Source organism: Acidovorax sp. Root267, assembly GCF_001429215.1.
Classification (GTDB): domain Bacteria; phylum Pseudomonadota; class Gammaproteobacteria; order Burkholderiales; family Burkholderiaceae_C; genus Acidovorax; species Acidovorax radicis.
This window is the reverse complement of sequence record NZ_LMJC01000031.1, coordinates 269990-287993: the sequence shown is the minus strand read 5'-3', so window position 1 is coordinate 287993 and position 18004 is coordinate 269990. Positions and strand designations below refer to the sequence as shown.

The following is an 18004-nucleotide window of genomic DNA, read 5'->3' as shown; positions in this document are numbered from 1 at the left end:
GTTCACGCGCGGGCCAGGCCGGGCGCAGCGGAGATTGAGAACGGACGACGCGCCTGCCACGCAGCGCCCGCCAGCACCACCAGGGCCATCACTAGCAGGGCCACGATGCCGGCCATGCGCTCCACGGGGCTGGGCTCTTGGGCGGTGTCAGGGGCTTCGCGCTCGGGCTGGCGCTCCAGCAGCACGCCCATGGCGGGCACAGTGGGTGCGGCGGGCGGTGCCTCCGCTTGGGCGGGCGGTGCAGGCAGGTCGGCAGCAGGCGGTGCGGGCTGCGGCGCCGGGGCCGCTGTCAACTGTGGCGTGGCCACGGCCATGCCGGTAGACGCAGGGGCGGTGCCCTGCGCAGCCTGCTCCACCCAGCGGCGTACGCTGGGCAGCTCGGCCGCCAGCGGCGCGGCGCGCGTGAGCTCCTGGTACATCTGCGCGAGCTGTTTTTGCGTATCGGCGTCGGCCTGCCAATAACCCTGGCGCTGCGCCTGCACCAGGCGCTCCAGCGACTGGGCATAGGCCTGCGGATGCTCTTTGAGCCACTCGGGCAGGCCCAGCTGGTGCTTGTCGCGCACCAGCACGTCATAAAAGCTTTGCCAATGGTCGCTGCGCACCGTGTCGGGCGCCACGGCCTGCCAGCCCCAGGCGAACTGCACGGCCTTGAGCACCTGCAGCGTGCCCGAATAGCCCTCGGCCTTCTGCGCCTTGAGCCAGCCCGGGTGCAGGTAGCGCGACTGCATCTCCAGCGCAATGGCGCGCTGTGCAGTTTCGGTGGTGGGCTCGCTCACATCCTGCAGCTGGGCCACATGCAGCTCCAGCCCCTGCGGCCGGCCGGCCACACGGGCTGCGGCCGACAGGCCACCCAGGTACTGGAACGGGTCGTCCGAGCTGACCATGGCGTACAGGTTCGAGCTGCGCGACAGGATGGCTGCGTCGGTGCGGCGCAGGTGCGCTCCCAGCGCCTTCGCCGCCGTGCCGCCCGCAACCCCCGTCACCGGCTCGCCCTCCAGATAAGGCTGGCTCATCCGCTCGAGGAACATCTGGCCCAGGCGCGCATCGTTGGTTTGCAGGCCGTCGCTTTGCACCGCGTCGGACAGGCCAGTGCCGTAGTCGCCCACCGCATTGCCGAACGCGCGCACGCGTGCCAGTTGCTCAGCCTGTGCGCGGGGCACGCCCTGCTTGCGCAGCTCCTGGCCGATCTGCTCGGTATTGCGCGCAATCACATTGCCGGACTCGGCCGTGGCGGCCTGGGCCACCGCGCGGTCGAGCAGCGCCATCAGCGCGGGGAACTGGTCGCGGTACGAGCCAGTGATGCTCATGAGCACATCGACGCGTGGGCGCTTGAGCTCATCGGCGGCAATGGTCTCCACGCGCACCGGGCGGCCCGAGTCGTCCCACACCGGGCGCATGCCCAGCGCCACGAGCGCCTGCGCTTCCATGATGCCCTGGTGGCGCAGCGTTTCGCCCGCCCACAACGACAGCGCCATGCGCTGCGGCGCCTGGCCGCCATGGCGCGCCTGATAGTCCTTGAACCAGTCGTTGAACAGCGTCTGTGCCACGGCATAGGCCTGGCGCGTGGGCAGGCGGCTCGGGTCCAGCCCCGTGAGGTTGCGGCCCGTGGGCAGGCTCTCGGGGTTGCGGATGGGGTCGCCACCGTACGCAGCGGTGAGAAACCGGCCCTCCAGCCCCGCGAGCAGGCCGGGCATTTCGCCTTCGGTGGCCAAGAGGCGCTCTAGCTCCTGCGCGCGCTGGGCCAGCTGCAGCAGCGCGGGCGTGTCGATGGGTTTGCGCGCGGCGCGGTTGGGCACATGGTCTTCGGCGCGCACCACGTCGGAGGCACCCGCTGCACCCGGCGTTGCAGCCTGCGCTGGCAGCACGGGGCGCAGGTCCAACACGCTGGCGGCCTGCGCGTCGGTCAGCGCCACTTCCAGCCAGCGCGCGGGGCGCGCTGCCAGCACCGCATCGTGCTTGATGAGAAAAGCCTCATCGATGTCCTCGCCCAGCGCCTCGATCAGCGGCTTGCGCAGCGCCTGCAGAATGGTCTCGCGCCGCTGCTCGGGCGCGGGCACGCGGCCGAACACGGCCAGGCCCTTGGGCTGCGAGCTTTGCGCGAGCTGGTCCAGGTAGGGGTGCAGGATTTCAAGAAATCCGCTGAAGTCGGCCGCAATGCGCGCGGCGCTCCAGCCCAGGTCGCGGTGCAGCTGGTGCTCCACAAACTGCGCCACCAGCTGCTTTTCGAGCGCGCGGCGCGTGGGGCCTTCGTCCACGGTTTCCCATTCGTGCATCACCTCGTGCATGTGGGCCATGCGCGCCTCGAAGCCCGCCGGGGCAAACACCGGCGTGCGGTGGCTCACCAGCACGGCGCGGCCCCGGCGCTTGGCCGTGAGGGCCTCGCCCAGGTTGTCCACGATGTAGGGATAGACCACGGGCAGGTCGCCCAGGGGCAGCAGCGCGTCGTCGTGCACATCCAGCGCACGCGCCTTGCCACCGGCCCATTCCTGCGTGCCGTGGGTGCCGAAGTGGATGAGCGCATCGGCCTCCAGCTGCGCCCACAGGTACACGGCCAGGTAATGGTGCGACAGCGGCGCCTTGGACTTGTGCATGAACGGGTTCTGGCCCAGGCGCAGCGTTTCTTCGCGCGGGGGCTGGGGCAATACCGAGAGCTTGCCCACCTGCAGACGCGGGATGGCGAACACTTTTTCGCCCTGCCATTCGACCACGTAGCGACTCTTTTCGGGCGCGCCCCAGTGCGCGTTCATGCGCTCGCGCACGGCCTTCGGCAGCGTGGCCAGGTGCTGCTCGTAGCGCGCCAGCGGCAGCGCGGCGGCTTGGCCGTTTTGCAGCAGCGCGCGCACATCGGCGCCGGGGTAGTAGGCGGCCAGCAGCGGTTTGAGCCCATCGATCCAGCCCTGCTCGGGCACACGCTCGGTACGGTAGCCCGCCTGGGCCAGGCCGCCAGAGACCTGCTCCAGGCTGCGCGGCACGTTGAGGAACGAGGCGCCGAAGTTGGTGCCGCCCGGCGGGTAGTTGTAGACCATGGCCACTAGGCGCTTGTCGGCAGCAGGCTTCGTCTGCAGCGCGATCAGGCGCCGCGCCTTGGCCGCCACGGCCTGGGCCTGGCGCTCGATGAGGCGAAAGTCCCGGCCCTCGGCGCCGTGGGCCGCGACCAGGACCGGGTCGATGGCACCCGCCGCCTCAGGCTGCGCCAGATAGAACGGCACATCGGACAGCGACAAGCCCGTGTCGCTGGCCTCCCACGCGGCGACATCGCCCGCACGGTAAGGCTGCGTGCCCAGCAAGGGTGCGCCCCAGCGGGCCAGCAGCGGCTGCAGCGCAGCGGCCTGGGGCACAAGCTGGTGCAGCACCAGGACAGAGGCGTGCAGGCGGCCGGGTCCGGTGCCGCTCTCGGGGGGCAGCTCCAGCACCTCGGCCAGCGTCTGCGCCGTGACCTGCTGGCCAAAGGCCGCATAGGCGAACAGGCCTTGCTGGCGGAAGGTGCGCAGCCAGGCATCGAGCCATTCGGTGCTGCCATCGACAAAATGGTGGCGGTGCACCAGCACGGCCACTGCGGGCAGGCTCCGCAGCGCGGGCTGGCCCTGGCGCCAGGCCTCCAGCGCTGCGGCGTTGGGCAGCAGGCGGGGCGCGTCGGGGTGGTAGATACCCCGGGTGGGCAGGATCTCCGGCGCGGGCAAAACGGGCATGGCAACACCCGCCACGGTGGCACGCGCCAGGGCGATGGCGCTCTTCAGATTGCGCGGGCCGCCGGCCTGCAGGTAGGCCACCATGCGGGCGGGCGCATCGAGCGCGGTCAGGTCGGCGGCGGGGGTGCCCGCAGGCACCCAGACCACGCGGCCGGGGAAACGTGTGGCACGGGCATCGAGCTGCGCCCCCGCCATGCGGCGCAGGCGAGCCTCCACGCTGGCATGCGGCGCATCCACCCACACCAGCGCAGCGCCCGCCAGCGCGCGCTCCAGCTTCTGGGCCTGTGCTGTGTCGAGCACCGCCGGCCCGGCGAGCGGATAGTCGATGTGCGCAAAGCCCAGGCCCGCCTCGGTGGCCAGGCGCTGCACCATGGCCGTGCGTGTGGCCGTGGTGATATCGGAGGTGAGCCACAGCAGCACGGGCGCTGTTTTATCGGCGCCGCCCGCTGTTTGGGTCTTCTCAGCCTGGACGGCATGCACCAGCGGCGCAGCCAGCAGCAGGCACCACAGTGCCGCACGCAGGATCAGCGCCTTCATGGCTTGGCAGGTACCGGTGTGGCTGCGCCACCCGCGCCACCGGCCGAAGCGCCAGCTGGAGCAGCGCCCGTTTCAGGGATGTAGACGATATTGCCGTCTTCGAGCTTGTAGGCAACGCCCGCACGCACGCCCTGCCCTTGCGCTGCGCTGCCAGCGCCTTTGAAGCGCACTTCCTTGCCCTGCTCGCGCACCACCACCTCCATGTCAGGCTGGCCGGGGTTGCGGATGATGGTGACGCTCTCATGAGCACTGGTCTGGGTCTGCACGGCCACGGCCGTGAGCAGCGCCACCACGAGCACCAGGAACACATCCACCAGGTTCACGGCCGACAGCATCGGATCGTCGTCGTCCTCGGCCAGCACATTCAGGTGCTTCAAGCTCATTGCGCCACCCCGCGCTCCTTGCGAACCACCAGCAGCTCGGCCAGCAGCCAGCGGCGGCGCACCGAGTACACCACCAGACCCACCGATGCGGCGGCCAGCGCCAGCACCACGCCTGCAAACGCGCCGCTGAAAACGGCGAGGGCCTGCTGGCCGTTGCCCGCGGCCACGCTCTGCAGCGCGGGGCCGAGCGGGATCATCGTGGCGATCAGCCCCAGCATGGGCGACAGGCGGCTGAGCAGGCGCACGGGCTCCACCTGGCGCACCAGTTGCAGCTCCAGCTCTTCCATCGACAAGCCAGGGGCCACGCGCAGCGAGCGGTACTGCGGCTGGCGCCAGCGTTGCCACGCCTCCATGAGCGTGGCGCCGCCCGACCACAGCGCGTAGACAAACGCCAGCCCCACCAGCACCAGCACCGGCCACAGCAACGACTGCGCGACCTGCGAAAAACCCGATTCGATGTTCATGCTTGCACTTCCTTCATTCCTTGGTGGTTGTTCTTGCGTTGCAGCGACGGCAGCGCCATCCACATGCCGTCCAGATGCCGCACATGGATGCGGTGGTCAAACACGCTTTCCAGCGCGGCGTGGGTATCGGGCGCATCACAAGCGCCCTGGTGCAGCACGCGGCCCTGTGCCATCACCACCATGTCGTCGGCCTGCAGCGCCAGCGACACCTCGTGCAGCACGCTGACCACCGTGCCGCCCGCGTCCACCAGCGCGCGCATGGTGTGCAGCCAGTCGGTCTGGTGGGGCGGGTCGAGGTTGGCCAGGGGCTCGTCCATCAGCAGCACCTGCGCCTGCACGGCCAGGGCGCGGGCCAGCAGCACGCGCTGGCGCTCGCCACCCGACAGCTGCGACAGCGGGCGGTGGCGCCAGTCCCAGGCCTGCGTGGTGCGCAGCGCCTGCTCGACCGCCGCGTGGTCGGCAGCGCCCGGCGGCGCCATCCAGGCCTGGTGCGGCAGGCGGCCCAGCATGGCCACGTCGTAGCTTGTGAGGTCGTCGGCCGAGCCTTCGTTCTGGCCCAGCCAGGCGAGTTGCCGGGCGCGTTCGCGCGCCGGGATTTGCGCCAGCGGGCGGCCCAGCAGCAACACATCGCCCTGCACCGCAGCGCGCGGCAGCAGGCCGGCCAACACCTTGAGCAAAGTGGACTTGCCCGCACCGTTGGGGCCGACGATGCTGGTCCAGCGCCCGGCGGGCAACTGCAGGTCAATGCCCTGCAATATCAAGTGATTTCCGATGCTGGCGCTTACCTGGCAAGCGCTGATAGCTATTGAATTCATAGCGCACCGCCTTGAGACGTACGCCGGTGCATGAGCCACAGCAGGTAGGTCCCACCCAGCGCCGCCGTGAGCACGCCCACGGGCAGCTCCTGCGGCGCCAGCAGCCAGCGCGCCAGGATGTCGGCCGCCAGCAGCAGCACGGCGCCCATCAGGCTTGCGAGCACGATGTGCCGCTCGTGCGTCACGCGCACGATAGAGCGCACCAGGTGCGGCGCGGCAAGCCCCACAAACGCGATGAGCCCCGTTTGCGCCACGGCCGTGCCCGTGGCCAGCGCCATGGCGGCCACCAGACCGACGCGCATGGGCATGAGCGGCAGGCCCAGGCTGGCAGCCGTAGCCTCGCCCAGCGTGAGGCCGTCCAGCGCGCGTGCCAGCATCCAGGCGACCACCGAGCACAGCCCCCAGGCCACGGCCATGAGCACACACGCCATCCAGCCCACGAAGGCCGTGCTGCCCAGCGTGAACGCCTGCATGGCCTGCAGGATGTCGGGTGACGCCAGCTCCACCAGGTCGCGCAGCGCGCCCAGCACCACGCCCACAATCACCCCCGCCAGCAGCAGGCGCAGCGTGTGCTGCACGCCCTTGGCGAGCAGCAGCGTGAGCACCACCGCCCCCGCCGCGCCCAGAAAAGCCATGCCCGTGATGCCGATGCGGGCCAGCCACTGCGCCGCCACCGGCGACACCCCGAACAGCGCCATGGCGACAGCCCCGCCCAGCGCTGCGCCCGAGGCGCTGCCCAGCAGGTACGGATCGGCCAGCGGGTTGCGAAACAGCCCCTGTGCCACCGCGCCTGACAGGCCCAGCAGCGCGCCCGCCAGCCACGCACCCAGCGTGCGCGGCAGGCGGATGTCCCATACGATCTGCCAGGCGACAGGGTCGCCGTGCATGCGCAGCACGCTGTCAAAACCCGTGCTGCCCACGCTGGCGCCACACACGGCCAGGATCACACTCGCAAGCAGTAGCCAGGCGGCACACCATGCCGCGCGGCGGCTTTGCTCGACGTAATTGGTGGATGAATTCACTTGCCGCTATTTCCAACGTTGGCAGCGGCTGCGACAGGCACGGCCGAGGCCAGGGCACCCGGGGAACTGGCTTTGCCAGGCCACTGGGTGCGTCCCCCTCCCGCAGGGAGAGGGGCTGAGGGCCGCGGCTCCAAGCCTGCCCGCGCAGGCTTGGACGGCCCGAAGAGCTGCCGTCTGCGGCGGCTGCACGGAGGCGCCATGCGACTCAGGTTGCTTCATGGAGCTTTCTCCACCAGGCAGCGCGCCATGATGCGGGCGGCTTCGGCCATGCGGGGGCCGGGGCGCACCACCACGTCGGAATCGCCGGGGCCGAACACGCACAGCCGGTTGTCGCGGATGGCGCGCATGCTGGCCCAGCCGGGGTACGGCACCATGGCCTGCATGCTGCGGTTGCCGATCATGATGATGTCGGGGTTGGCGCGCACCACGAACTCGGGGTTCAGGCGCGGAAACGGGCCCAGCGACGCCGGCACCACGTTGCGCACCCCCAGCCGGGTGAGCGATTCGCCGATGAACGACGCCTCGCCCGCCGCGTAAGGCCCCCGGCTCACCTCGAAGTACACGCGCGCATTTTTGGCCTTGGGTGGCAGGGACTGTGCCGCCGCCAACACACCCGCATCGATCACGCGCCAGAGGCGGTCGGAGCCCTGCGCACGGGGCACGCCCAGCAGGTCGCTCACGGTGCCCAGCACGCGGCGCACATCGGCATGGGTCTTGGGCTCCAGTTGCACCACCGTGAGGCCCAGCGCCTCCAGCCGGTCGCTGGCGCGCGAGCTGACGGACATGAGCACCAGGTCCGGCTTGAGCGCCACGATGGCCTCGATGCTCGGGTCGATACCGCCTCCCACCTTGGGCAGCTTGCCAATCACGGCCTCGGGCCAGTTGGAATAGCGGTCCACCCCCACCAGCCGGTGGCATTGCTCCAGCTCGCACACGCTTTCCGTCAACGAGGGCAGCAGGCTCACGATGCGCTGCGGGGGGCGGGGCAGTGAGACCTCGCGGCCCTTGTCGTCCTTGATGTGCACCGGCTGCGCCTGCGCCAGCCCGGCCATGAGCAGGCCCAGCAACAACAGGATGGCGATGACCCACAGGATGCGGCGCACGGGGGTGGGTTTCATCAGCAAGGTTCTTTCAAAGTGAGGGGCAGCCCGGCGGCCATCAGCGTGACGCGGGGGCAGGCCTGGGCCACCTGCTGGTTGAGCGTACCCAGCGCATCCACAAAGGCGCGCACCTCGCGCCCCATCGGGATGACCCCCAGGCCAATTTCGTTGCCCACCAGAACAACGGGGCCGGGGGATTTCCGAATCGCTATCAAAAACATAGCTTCTTGCGCTTTCCAATCAAGCGCTAGAGCCTGTTTTTGTTCAAAATTCATGGTTTCCACACCCATGGGCATGGTCCAGTGGGTGAGCCACAGCGTGAGGCAGTCCACCACCAGCAGGGTCTGCGGCGTGCTGTGCAACGCCACGGCCGCGGCCACGTCGTGCGGCTCTTCCACCGTCTGCAGGCCGGGCACGCGCTCGGCGCGGTCGCGCTGGTGGCGGGCGATGCGCTCGCGCATTTCGTCGTCCCAGGCTTGCCCCGTGGCAATCAACACCGCGCGGTGGTCGCTGGATTGCGCCAGCCAGTCGCGCGCCAGCAGCTCGGCGCGGCGCGACTTGCCGCTTTTCTGGCCACCCAGAATGAGCTCGGTGGTGATGGGGTGCGGGGTGGGGGTCATGACGAAACGCCTCCCAGCAGATGCGCCACCGCCTCAGGGCTGGACGGGAACCACGCATGGAAATAGCTGGCGTGGAGGCTGCCCTGCTGGTACAGCGCTTCACCCGCATCCGGTGCAACCGCCTCGTTCGGGCGGGCCGTGCGGGCCACCACAGGCGCATTGCTGTTGCTGGTGGAGTAATGGAACGTATGGCCGCGCAGGGTGTTCCCCGCCACGGTCAGTTGCTGCGGCCCGAGCGCCGCCAGGCGTTTTTGCATGGCCACGCGGCCGGGCAGCAGACCCCACAGCGGGGCCGTGCTGCCGTCGGCCAGCGTGATGGATTCAAACAGCGCCATCATGCCGCCGCACTCGGCCCACAAGGGTTTTCCTGCGGCCCCATGGGCGCGCAGGCTGGCTTGCATGCCGGTGTTGGCGGCGATCTGCGCGGTGTGCAGCTCGGGGTAGCCGCCGGGCAGCCACACGGCATCGCAGTCGGGCAGCGCCGCGTCGTGCAGGGGCGAAAAGAACTCCACGCGTGCACCCATTTGCGTGAGGCACTCCACATTGGCGGCATAGATGAAGCAGAACGCCGCATCGCGCCCCACGGCCACGGTGCGGCCTGCCAACAGCGGCGGCACGGCGGCTCCCACTGAGGGAGCCGGAAACTCCACGGCCCAGCGCTGCAGGTCCTCCAGCGTCATCTGGCCCAGGGGTGTCGCCGCCAGGGCATCGGCGGCGGCGTCCAGCCGCTGCAGACTGTCGGGCAGCTCATGCGCCGCGACCAGACCCAGGTGGCGTTCGGGCAGCAGCGCCGAACCGGCCTTGCCCGCAGCGGGCGCGGTGCCGGACTGCACCCGCATCAGCGCCCCCATCCAGTCGTCGGCGTCGTGCAAGCCCCCCTGCAGCATGTCGGCGTGGCGCGTGCTGCCCACGCGGTTGGCCAGCACGCCGGCCCAGGGCAGGCCCGGGCGATAGTGGCGCAGGCCAAAAGCCAGCGCGCCAAACGTGCCGGCCATGGCCGAGGCATCGACCACGGCCAGTACGGGCACACCAAAGTGCCGGGCCAGGTCGGCCGCGCTGGGCGTGCCGTCAAAGAGCCCCATCACGCCTTCGATCAGGACCAGGTCCGACTCGCGCGCCGCGTCATGCAGGCGCTGCGCGCAGTCCGCCTCGCCATTCATCCAGAGGTCGAGCTGGTGCACCGGCGCCCCGCTGGCCAGCTGGTGCCAGTGCGGGTCAAGAAAATCCGGCCCGCACTTGAACACCCGCACCCGCCGCCCATGGCGCGCATGCAGGCGCGCCAGGGCGGCGGTGACGGTGGTCTTGCCCTGGCCGGAAGCCGGGGCTGCAATCAGCAGCGCGGGGCACCAGGTCATTTCAGCAACCCTGTGGGACACATGCCCGGCATGCCTATGAAACTGGCACGCGCGAAGCCAGTGCCACCGTGGAACTGGCTCCGCCAGGCCACGGGTGGCGTCCCCCCGTGGGGGGAAGGCGCGCAGCGCCTCAGGGGGGGCTTCACTGCGGCGCCCACTTCACACCGACGTACACCGTGCGGCCTGCGGTGGCGTAGGTGCGGGCCAGCTGGTAGTCCTTGTCGGCCAGGTTGTCGATGCGGGCCAGCAGCGTGTAGTCACGCGCAATGCGGGTGCTGGCGTACAGGTTGAACAGCGCGTAGCCGCCCAACACGTTGGTGTTGGCCACGGTGTCGAAGCGGCGGCCTGATGCCTGCACTTCGGCGCCCACGGTCCAGCCCGCCAGGCGCGTGTCGGCGCCGAAGGTGGCGTGCTGCTTGGCGCGGCGCGCGAGCTGCTTGCCGGTGTCCAGGTCACGCGGGCGTTGCAGATCGATGGATCCATGCAACTGCACGTCGCCCACGCGGTGCGAGCCGGCAAACGTCACGCCCTTGTATTCGGCCCGCGCCGTGTTGGCGTAGCAGCCAAAGTCCGACAGGCAGGTACCGGGGCCGGAGAACGAGATCAGGTTGCTCACGCGGTTGCGGAACAGCGTGGTGGAGAACGTGCTATTGCCGTGGGCGTAGCGCAGCGCCACTTCGGCATTGCGGCTGCTTTCGGGGCGCAGCGTGGCCACGCCGTATTCGCTGAAGCGGTGGTACAGCGTGGGCGCGCGGAAGGCCGTGCCCACCGACGCCGTGGCGCGCCACTGCGGGGTGATGGCATAGCCGTAGGCCACGCTGCCGGTGCTCTTGCCGCCAAACTCGCTGTCGGAATCGTGGCGCAGATTGAGCTGCACGGTGTGACCTGCAGCGTTGTAGCCATAGCCCAGGGCCAGCGCGTCCTGCGAGCGTTTGGCATCGATGGGAGCGTTTTCCAGGCGGTCTTCGCGGCGCTCCAGCGCGGCCGTGACCAGGTGCGCACCCTGGCGCCATTCATTCTGGAAGTAATAGCCACGCAAGCGCGTGTCACTCAGATAGGGCGAGGGGCGGGTTTCGTATTCATCGCGGGAGTCGGTGATGGACAGGCGCGTCTTGTAGGCGCTGCTCCACTGCGCGATCCAGTTGAGGCCCAGGGCGTGCATGGTGTGCAGGTTGCGGTCGTCCTTGCCCAGCCCGCTGTCATAGCCGCTGTTGGAATCATTGACCATCAGCGTACCTTCCAGACGGTGCGCCGCATCGACCTGCAGGCCCACGCGGGCATGGCCCGCCGTGGTGCGGTAGCCGTCGCGGTCGGGGTTCTGGGTGGCCAGCGTGCGGGCGTTGAAGCCTTTGCTGTCATCGCGCGCAAAGCCCAGCGCGTAGTCCACGGTGCCACTGGCACCGCTGATGCCGGCTTCCACCTTGGTGGTGTTGTGGTTGCCGATGCCCACGCCCACATAGGGCGCCACGCCGTTCTCGCCGCGCTTGGTGAAAATCTGCACCACGCCACCCATGGCATCCGAGCCATACACGGCGCCAGCCGGGCCGCGCAGCACTTCGATGCGGTCGATGAGACCCAGCGGAATGCTCTCCCACGGCGCGCCGCCGGTGGACTGCGAATCGATGCGCACCCCGTCGATGTACACCGCGGTGAAGCGCGATTCGGCACCGCGCAGGAACACACCCGTGGTAGTGCCCGGGCCACCATTGCGCGAGAACTCTACGCCAGGCAGGCGGCCCAGCAGGTCGGCCAGGCCGGTGGCGCCACTGTTTTCGATCGTTTCACGGTCCACGATAGAGATGTCGGCCACCAGGTCAGCGAGCGGCTGGGGCGTGCGCGTGGCAGCCACCACAGTTTCGGAAAGCGACGGCGTGCGCAGATTCTGGGCCAGCAGTTCGCCGTTTGCGGAGGCGGTTTGCGCCATGGCAGTGCAGGCAGTGCCGACAGCCAGGGTCACTGCGGCAATACGGTGAACAGGCAGGCGCAGCAACGCCACAGGGCGCGCACGGAGGGTACGGATTTTCATGGGGATCATCGTCAACAAACAACCCGGGCCGGCCTCCCGCCAGCATATGGGTGATACAGCCGCGAAGCGTCCAAGCGGGCGCACGCAGCCACCGTGTTGGCCGGTATCCGGGCTGGCGGAACACCCCCCAATGCCTTCCCATGCGCTTGTTCAAGGCACACAGTGGCTTATGGATGGAGAGAGAATCGGGTGATTCGTCCGCTGACCGTTGCGGGGGCAGCGCAGGCTGGGCGCGCCAGGTTTGGCGCCTCCTCCCTGCTTCCCGTTGAACTGCGGCATGTGAACCACACCGCGAGCACCAACAGCGGGATTTTACGACCGTTTACAACCCGCAACCCTACAATCGAGGGCTGTATGGCAACACCGTCCCCCACCGACCAGATCGCCGAGCGCGTTGACCGCCTGCTTTTGCGCCACGCAGAACTGCAACGCACCAACGCGTTGCTGACTGACCAGGTGGCTGCGCTGACGCAGGAGCGGGACTCCCTCAAATCACGCCTCAGTGCTGCGCGCGCCCGCGTCGATGCACTGCTGGAGCGCCTGCCCGCAGCAGCCCCCGTCGTCACGAAGGAAGCCGAATGAAGCAAATCGAGGTGCAGATCCTGCAGCAAAGCTACTTGCTGACCTGCCCCGAGGGCCACGAAAGCCGCCTGCTGGATGCCGTGGAGCGTGTCGATACCGCCATGACACGCATCCGCGACGCGGGCAAGGTCCGCGCCCGCGAACGCATCGCCGTGCTGGCGGCCTTGAATCTGGCCTTCGAGATCGCCGACCGCGAGGCAGCCGATCTGGCAGCAGGCGCCGCTGCCAAAGCAGCCAGCCCGGCCATCGCAACCGGTAGCACGGGTCAGCAGGAAACCCTCTTGCCCGACGAAGACCAGCAGCGCCTTCATGGCCTGGTGCAGCGGCTGGACCAGGCGCTGGGCGACGACGGCCGCCTTCTTTGACAAGGCCCTGCCTGCCGGACATCGCATCCAGGTCGGCGGTGGCGCATGCAGAACCGACCCCTTGCTGCACGTCCCAAAAGCTTACGGGCTTTACATGGCCCCATATCTGCGGTGCAAGGCGCCAGCGCCTACAATGACGATGTCTGCGAAGCCGCCGGGCTTTATATTTCCTTGAACCAATGCTCAACGAGCTCGGGCTTGGTACATTGCCCGGTGAGCGTGATCATCTCGCGTCAGATGAACCCAACGCTTGGCTGCCCTCGCCCACCTGAACCCCCGGTTCAGGATGAGAGTCCGGTGGCATTCGCAGACACCTTATTCCGCATGCTCCTGTCACCGCAACCAAACGCTGCAGCACCTCCGACAGGGCATTTCTCCGCGCGTCCCCGCCCTCGTTCCACCCTTGCCTGACTGTGCGCCATGCTCGATCCCTTGCTGATTGTTGAACTCGGTGTACTTGGTCTGGCTACAGGTTTTCTGGCGGGGCTGCTGGGCATTGGCGGTGGCATGCTGCTAGTGCCTTTCTTGACCTACATCCTGGGCGCGCAGAAGGTGGCTCCCGATCTCGCAGTGAAGATGGCGATTGCCACATCGATGGCCACCATCATGTTCACATCGATCTCCAGCGTGCGGGCTCACCACCAGCGTGGCGCGGTGCGATGGGACATCGTGAAACGCCTGGCACCCGGCATCGTGCTGGGCGGGTTTGTGGCCAGCCTGGGCGTGTTCGCCCTGCTCAAGGGCTCCTTCCTGGCCATCTTCTTCGCCTTGTTCGTCAGCTTCTCCGCCACACAGATGTTCCTGGACAAAAAACCTGCCCCCACGCGCCAGATGCCCGGTGGCGCTGGCCAGGTGGCTGCAGGTGGCGTGATCGGGTTCCTGTCGGGCCTGGTAGGTGCCGGTGGCGGGTTCGTGAGCGTGCCATTCATGACCTGGTGCAACGTGCCCATCCACAATGCCGTGGCCACCAGCGCTGCGCTCGGGTTTCCAATTGCGCTGGCGAATGTGGTGGGCTATGTGATCGGCGGGCAGAACGTGAGCGGATTGCCTGCGGCTTCGCTGGGCTACATCTGGCTGCCCGCGCTGGCAGTGATCGCGACCTGCAGCGTCCTCACCGCCCCATTGGGCGCCAAGGCCGCGCACAGCCTGCCAGTCAAGCAGCTCAAGCGCGTGTTCGCGTCCTTGTTGTTCGGATTGGCGGCCTACATGCTTTGGAAGGGCATCGCGGCGTTTTAAGCCTTGCGAACGCCCCCGGGGCAGCCGGGGTGGCGCAGCAGCAGGATGGCCTCAGTTCTGGACTGGACTGCGCCGGCCCTGCGCCTTCAAGGGCAATGGTTTGCTGAGCAGGGCTCGAAACTCTTGGGCGGGAAGGCCAGGTGCACAGAGAAACCCCTGGTAGTGGTCGCACTGCATCTGCAGCAGCACCGCCTGTTGGGTTTCTGTTTCCACCCCCTCTGCCACCACCTCAATGTGCATGGCACGCCCCATGCTGATGATTGCGCTCACGATGGCCCGGTCACCATCATCGTCGGGCAGGCCGCGCACAAACGACTGGTCGATCTTGAGCTTGCTGATCGGCAGCTTCTTGAGATACGCGAGGCTGGAATATCCCGTACCAAAATCATCGATGGCCAAGCCAATCCCAAGGCCGGCGAGGACACGCAGACGCTGCTCCATTTCCTGCGCATCCTGCAGCAGGATGGTTTCGGTCAGCTCCAGCTCCAGCAACGTGGGCGGCAGCTGGTGCACGGCCAGCAGCCGGGTGATACGGTCCACGAAATCCGGCTGCCGGAACTCCAGCGCCGACACGTTCACGGAGATCATGATTGGCATGCCACTGTGCATCCACACCGCCGCCTCGCGCACAGCCTGCTCCATGACCCACGCGCCCAGAGTGACGATGTAGCCTGACTCCTCCGCCAGGGGAATGAACTGCCCCGGCGATACGGCGCCGAACTCGGGGTCGGTCCAGCGGATCAGGGCCTCCGCCCCCGTGATGCGCCCGGTGGCCATGTTGACCTGCGGCTGGTAGTGCACCGCCATGCGGTCCAACCCCAGCGCCTGGCGCATCGCATGCTCCATCTGCATGCGGGAAAGCAGATTGGCGTTCATCTGCGGCTGGTAAAAGCCATAGCTGCCACGCCCCCGTTCCTTGACCCGGTACATGGCCGTATCGGCCTGCTTGATGAGGTCGTCCAGCGTTGCACCATCCTGCGGATACAACGCAATACCAATGCTGCACTGAATGGAGAAACCCATGCTGTCGAGCATGAAAGGGTTGAGCATGTCTTCCAGGATACGGCGCGCCACACTCTCTGCCACTACGGCATCTCCACCATGCAGGTAGATGACAAACTCGTCGCCGCCCAATCGGCACAACATGTCCGTCTGGCGCAGGCAGGCCTGCAGGCGCTCGGCGACCAGTTGCAGCACACGGTCCCCAAAAGGATGGCCCAGGGAGTCATTGATGATCTTGAAACGGTCGAGGTCCAGGAACAGGATCGCAAAACCCGTGTCGCTCTGGCGCGCCCCCTGAATGGCCGTGTCCACCCGCTGCGACAACAGCAGGCGGTTGGGCAGGCCGGTGAGCACGTCGCTGTAGGCCAGCTCCTCGATGCGCTTCTGGGCCGCATGCTGCAGCGTCAGGTCACGCATGAAGCCGATGCTCTGCACCAGGCGCCCTTCATCGTCGCGCAGCGCCACCCATGACAGCTGCACCGCGCAATAGGTGCCATTGTCCCTGGGGAGCCACAGCTCGCCCTCCCAGAAACCATCCTCCGCCCAACCCTGCAGCACCTGCTCCATGAAAGCCGCATCCGAACCCCCTCCGAACAAAGAAGCGGCCATGCATCCTTCGAACGATTTGGCGGAAGGCCCTACCAGGCGCTCGCAACCCGGGTTCATGCGCAGGACCCGGTGATGGCTGTCGGCGATGAAGATGGCGTCGAGACTGGACTCAAACACCCGGGCTGCGAGCCTGAGGCTGACCTGTATCTCCGTCTGGCGAGTAATGTCCCGGTAGGAATACACGCGCCCCACGGGCAGCCCCTGGCCAAACTGGGGCACGGTCCGCAACTCCAGCACCAGGCCACTCTTCAACACCAGTATGTCTGTACTGTCCTGCATCGGCTCACGTGCAATGGCCGCCAGGCGCTCCGAGTAGGAACGTGCGTCTTCCACTTGGGCCGCCATGTGCGCATACACCGCCGCATCGTTGCGCTGCACCAGCAAATCACGGGGAATATTCCACAACTGCGCAAGCCGCTGGTTGAAGGCCCTCACCCGGCCATCAAGGCTGCAGACGAGCATGCCATCGGCGGCGGAATCCAGCGTCGCGCGCAGTTCAGACAACAAGGTTTCCAGCTCGCGCTCGGTGGCATCCTGGACACTCCGGTCCAGCATCGTCAGCATGAAAACGGTGCCCGAAGCCCCTTCTCCCGGAACGCGTGTCACCCGCCGGTCAACCGGCACCAGAGCTCCATCTGCGCGCAAAAGGCTGGTGTGGGAATGGATGCCGTCTGCAACCACCTGCGCTGACTCCCCCCAGAACGCAACATCCTGTGGTGTGGAAGCCAGACGCAGCACTGGCGTGCCAACCATAGAGGCCGCAGGCAAACCCACCAGCCGCTGCGCTGCGGCATTCGCATGAAGGATGAGCAGGCTGGCCTCATCGACCAACCAGACAGCTTCCTGCAAACCGTCGAGCCAGCCGTGGGACTGCACAACGGTCACGAACCAGCCTCTTCGGGGCCGGGGCTGACTGCACGCTCGAAAAAGTAGCAGATACGCTGACGGGGGGAAAGGTAGTCCAGGGCATCGCGTGGCAATTGCGCGGGCTTGAGACTGCGCCGGATGCCCAGCTCTGGCACGGTTTCCAGATCCAATATGGGCGCCTCATCCTTGGGGACCCGGGAGTCATGAACAATGACCTTGGGCCGCAGGGGTCGCGAAGAATTGACTGAAGCGACGATCGCATAACGGTCGTTGACCAGCTGGACGATGGAGCCCGGTGGGTACACCCCCATCATGCGGATGAATGCACCCAGGACCACAGAATCAAACCGCGCCTTGAGCTGCGCAAAGATGACTGACAGCGCCTCGTGGGGCGTGAGCGCATCCACTCCGTTGGCAGGGTTGCACATGCGGTCATACCGATTGACCAACGCAAGCACCTGGCTCGCACGCCCCAAGTCGGGCCCTGACAGCCGCAATGGAAACCCGCTGCCATCGGCCATCTCATGGTGCCTGGCAACGGCGGTAAGCACGGTTTCGGGCAAGCCCATGCGCGTGGCCAGCGCCACAGACTCACCCACATGGGTCTCGTAGCGCGTGCGCTCCATCGGAATCATCGAGGGCGTAGGTTGCCTGAGATTCGGTGGCAGCTTGAGCTTGCCCAGGTCATGAATCAACGCCGCGATGCCAAGGTCGTGCAGCTCGGCACTTTTCATACCCAGTGCGCGGCCCAGCAACAGAGAGATCACCATCACGTTGATCGGATGCAGGGCATTGCGCTCGCCGACACCTTCTGACAGCAGCCGGATGACGGAATCCCCGTTTTCGAGGAGCTCGGCCACACATCCGGACACCAGCGTATCGCCTTTGGCACGCGCCTGGTCGGGGTGTTCGGAGACCACACGCTCCAGCGCCTGGTATTGGCGGGTGGCCTCTCCAAATCGCTGGTCACAGACTGCCAGAGTCCGGTTCTGAGCTTCCAGCAGTTCACGCCTGCGCAGCGCCTCCGGGTCCACGGTCGCGGCGGAGCCTGCCGCATCCAGTCCGTTCAAGGACGGTGCCTTCATTTCCGGGACGCTCCAGGCGGCGGGGACAAGTTCCCTCAGTTCTGGATCACTCTTCTTGGGGAGATAACGTACCTCGGTGAGCCCCAGTTCACGCAGGGTGGCAATCTGTTCCGCCGACGCCACGCGAAAACTGCTCACCGGGAACGGATGATGCATCCAGCCCAAGTCGAGCTGGATGTACATGCCGACACGCAGTTGGCTGATGTCGATGAGGATGGAAGAGTTCACTTCGGGGCGTGTGAAACAT

Annotated in this window: 14 protein-coding genes and 1 riboswitch; of the genes, 3 read left to right on the top strand and 11 right to left on the bottom strand. The window is 67.5% G+C overall.

Features of this window, described 5'->3' with window-relative positions:
* Positions 1-2: 2 nt before the first annotated feature.
* The 9 genes from cobN to ASE39_RS21680 form a co-directional block, all read right to left on the bottom strand.
* On the bottom strand, positions 3-4226 hold the full coding sequence (cobN, locus tag ASE39_RS21720) for a cobaltochelatase subunit CobN (protein ID WP_057272487.1): 4224 nt from the start codon (positions 4224-4226) through the stop codon (positions 3-5).
* A complete protein-coding gene (locus tag ASE39_RS21715; protein WP_057272486.1) occupies positions 4223-4609 on the bottom strand; it encodes a DUF2149 domain-containing protein in 387 nt (128 codons plus the stop codon). Before ASE39_RS21715 ends, cobN begins: the two co-directional genes overlap by 4 nt.
* Entirely contained in the window at positions 4606-5073 is a 468-nt protein-coding gene (locus ASE39_RS21710) for a hypothetical protein (RefSeq protein WP_008906167.1), read from the bottom strand. Before ASE39_RS21710 ends, ASE39_RS21715 begins: the two co-directional genes overlap by 4 nt.
* Positions 5070-5888, bottom strand: coding sequence for an ABC transporter ATP-binding protein (locus tag ASE39_RS21705; RefSeq protein ID WP_057272485.1), 819 nt, complete (start codon positions 5886-5888; stop codon positions 5070-5072). Before ASE39_RS21705 ends, ASE39_RS21710 begins: the two co-directional genes overlap by 4 nt.
* Positions 5885-6910 (bottom strand): iron ABC transporter permease, encoded by a 1026-nt coding sequence (locus ASE39_RS21700; RefSeq protein WP_057272484.1) that lies wholly within the window; start codon positions 6908-6910, stop codon positions 5885-5887. Before ASE39_RS21700 ends, ASE39_RS21705 begins: the two co-directional genes overlap by 4 nt.
* A gap of 215 nt (positions 6911-7125) precedes the next feature.
* The gene (locus ASE39_RS21695) at positions 7126-8028 is read right to left on the bottom strand and encodes an ABC transporter substrate-binding protein (protein ID WP_057272483.1); all 903 of its coding nucleotides are present in this window, start codon (positions 8026-8028) and stop codon (positions 7126-7128) included.
* On the bottom strand, positions 8028-8630 hold the full coding sequence (locus ASE39_RS21690) for a bifunctional adenosylcobinamide kinase/adenosylcobinamide-phosphate guanylyltransferase (protein WP_057272482.1): 603 nt from the start codon (positions 8628-8630) through the stop codon (positions 8028-8030). The genes ASE39_RS21695 and ASE39_RS21690 overlap by 1 nt, the downstream gene beginning before the upstream one ends.
* Complete coding sequence (locus tag ASE39_RS21685) at positions 8627-9985, bottom strand: cobyrinate a,c-diamide synthase (RefSeq protein WP_057272481.1); 1359 nt, start codon at positions 9983-9985, stop codon at positions 8627-8629. Before ASE39_RS21685 ends, ASE39_RS21690 begins: the two co-directional genes overlap by 4 nt.
* Positions 9986-10127: 142 nt before the next feature.
* Positions 10128-12011: a TonB-dependent receptor gene (locus ASE39_RS21680; protein WP_057272545.1), complete on the bottom strand. Its 1884-nt coding sequence runs from the start codon at positions 12009-12011 to the stop codon at positions 10128-10130.
* A gap of 80 nt (positions 12012-12091) precedes the next feature.
* Positions 12092-12329: riboswitch (cobalamin riboswitch) on the bottom strand.
* Positions 12330-12365: 36 nt separating this feature from the next.
* Between ASE39_RS21680 and ASE39_RS21675 the strand changes: the two genes are divergently transcribed.
* The 3 genes from ASE39_RS21675 (at position 12366) to ASE39_RS21665 (ending at position 14194) form a co-directional block, all read left to right on the top strand.
* Positions 12366-12593 (top strand): hypothetical protein, encoded by a 228-nt coding sequence (locus tag ASE39_RS21675; RefSeq protein WP_010460682.1) that lies wholly within the window; start codon positions 12366-12368, stop codon positions 12591-12593.
* Entirely contained in the window at positions 12590-12958 is a 369-nt protein-coding gene (locus tag ASE39_RS21670; protein WP_010460680.1) for a cell division protein ZapA, read from the top strand. Before ASE39_RS21675 ends, ASE39_RS21670 begins: the two co-directional genes overlap by 4 nt.
* A gap of 420 nt (positions 12959-13378) precedes the next feature.
* Positions 13379-14194 carry a sulfite exporter TauE/SafE family protein gene (locus tag ASE39_RS21665; RefSeq protein WP_010460678.1) on the top strand — a complete coding sequence of 272 codons (816 nt, stop codon included), beginning with the start codon at positions 13379-13381 and terminating at the stop codon, positions 14192-14194.
* A gap of 51 nt (positions 14195-14245) precedes the next feature.
* Here the strand turns inward: ASE39_RS21665 and ASE39_RS21660 are convergent, their stop codons facing one another.
* Positions 14246-16690, bottom strand: a complete 2445-nt coding sequence (locus ASE39_RS21660) for a bifunctional diguanylate cyclase/phosphodiesterase (protein WP_057272480.1) — start codon at positions 16688-16690, stop codon at positions 14246-14248.
* Positions 16687-17985, bottom strand: coding sequence for an HD-GYP domain-containing protein (locus ASE39_RS21655; protein WP_057272479.1), 1299 nt, complete (start codon positions 17983-17985; stop codon positions 16687-16689). Before ASE39_RS21655 ends, ASE39_RS21660 begins: the two co-directional genes overlap by 4 nt.
* Positions 17986-18004 lie beyond the last annotated feature (19 nt).

What these genes read in the sequence shown, in the direction of transcription:
- cobN (WP_057272487.1), bottom strand. Translation starts at nt 4,226, where the DNA reads ATGAAGGCGCTGATCCTGCGTGCGGCACTGTGGTGCCTGCTGCTGGCT.
- ASE39_RS21715 (WP_057272486.1), bottom strand. Translation starts at nt 4,609, where the DNA reads ATGAGCTTGAAGCACCTGAATGTGCTGGCCGAGGACGACGACGATCCG.
- ASE39_RS21710 (WP_008906167.1), bottom strand. Translation starts at nt 5,073, where the DNA reads ATGAACATCGAATCGGGTTTTTCGCAGGTCGCGCAGTCGTTGCTGTGG.
- ASE39_RS21705 (WP_057272485.1), bottom strand. Translation starts at nt 5,888, where the DNA reads ATGAATTCAATAGCTATCAGCGCTTGCCAGGTAAGCGCCAGCATCGGA.
- ASE39_RS21695 (WP_057272483.1), bottom strand. Translation starts at nt 8,028, where the DNA reads ATGAAACCCACCCCCGTGCGCCGCATCCTGTGGGTCATCGCCATCCTG.
- ASE39_RS21690 (WP_057272482.1), bottom strand. Translation starts at nt 8,630, where the DNA reads ATGACCCCCACCCCGCACCCCATCACCACCGAGCTCATTCTGGGTGGC.
- ASE39_RS21685 (WP_057272481.1), bottom strand. Translation starts at nt 9,985, where the DNA reads ATGACCTGGTGCCCCGCGCTGCTGATTGCAGCCCCGGCTTCCGGCCAG.
- ASE39_RS21680 (WP_057272545.1), bottom strand. Translation starts at nt 12,011, where the DNA reads ATGAAAATCCGTACCCTCCGTGCGCGCCCTGTGGCGTTGCTGCGCCTG.
- ASE39_RS21675 (WP_010460682.1), top strand. Translation starts at nt 12,366, where the DNA reads ATGGCAACACCGTCCCCCACCGACCAGATCGCCGAGCGCGTTGACCGC.
- ASE39_RS21670 (WP_010460680.1), top strand. Translation starts at nt 12,590, where the DNA reads ATGAAGCAAATCGAGGTGCAGATCCTGCAGCAAAGCTACTTGCTGACC.
- ASE39_RS21665 (WP_010460678.1), top strand. Translation starts at nt 13,379, where the DNA reads ATGCTCGATCCCTTGCTGATTGTTGAACTCGGTGTACTTGGTCTGGCT.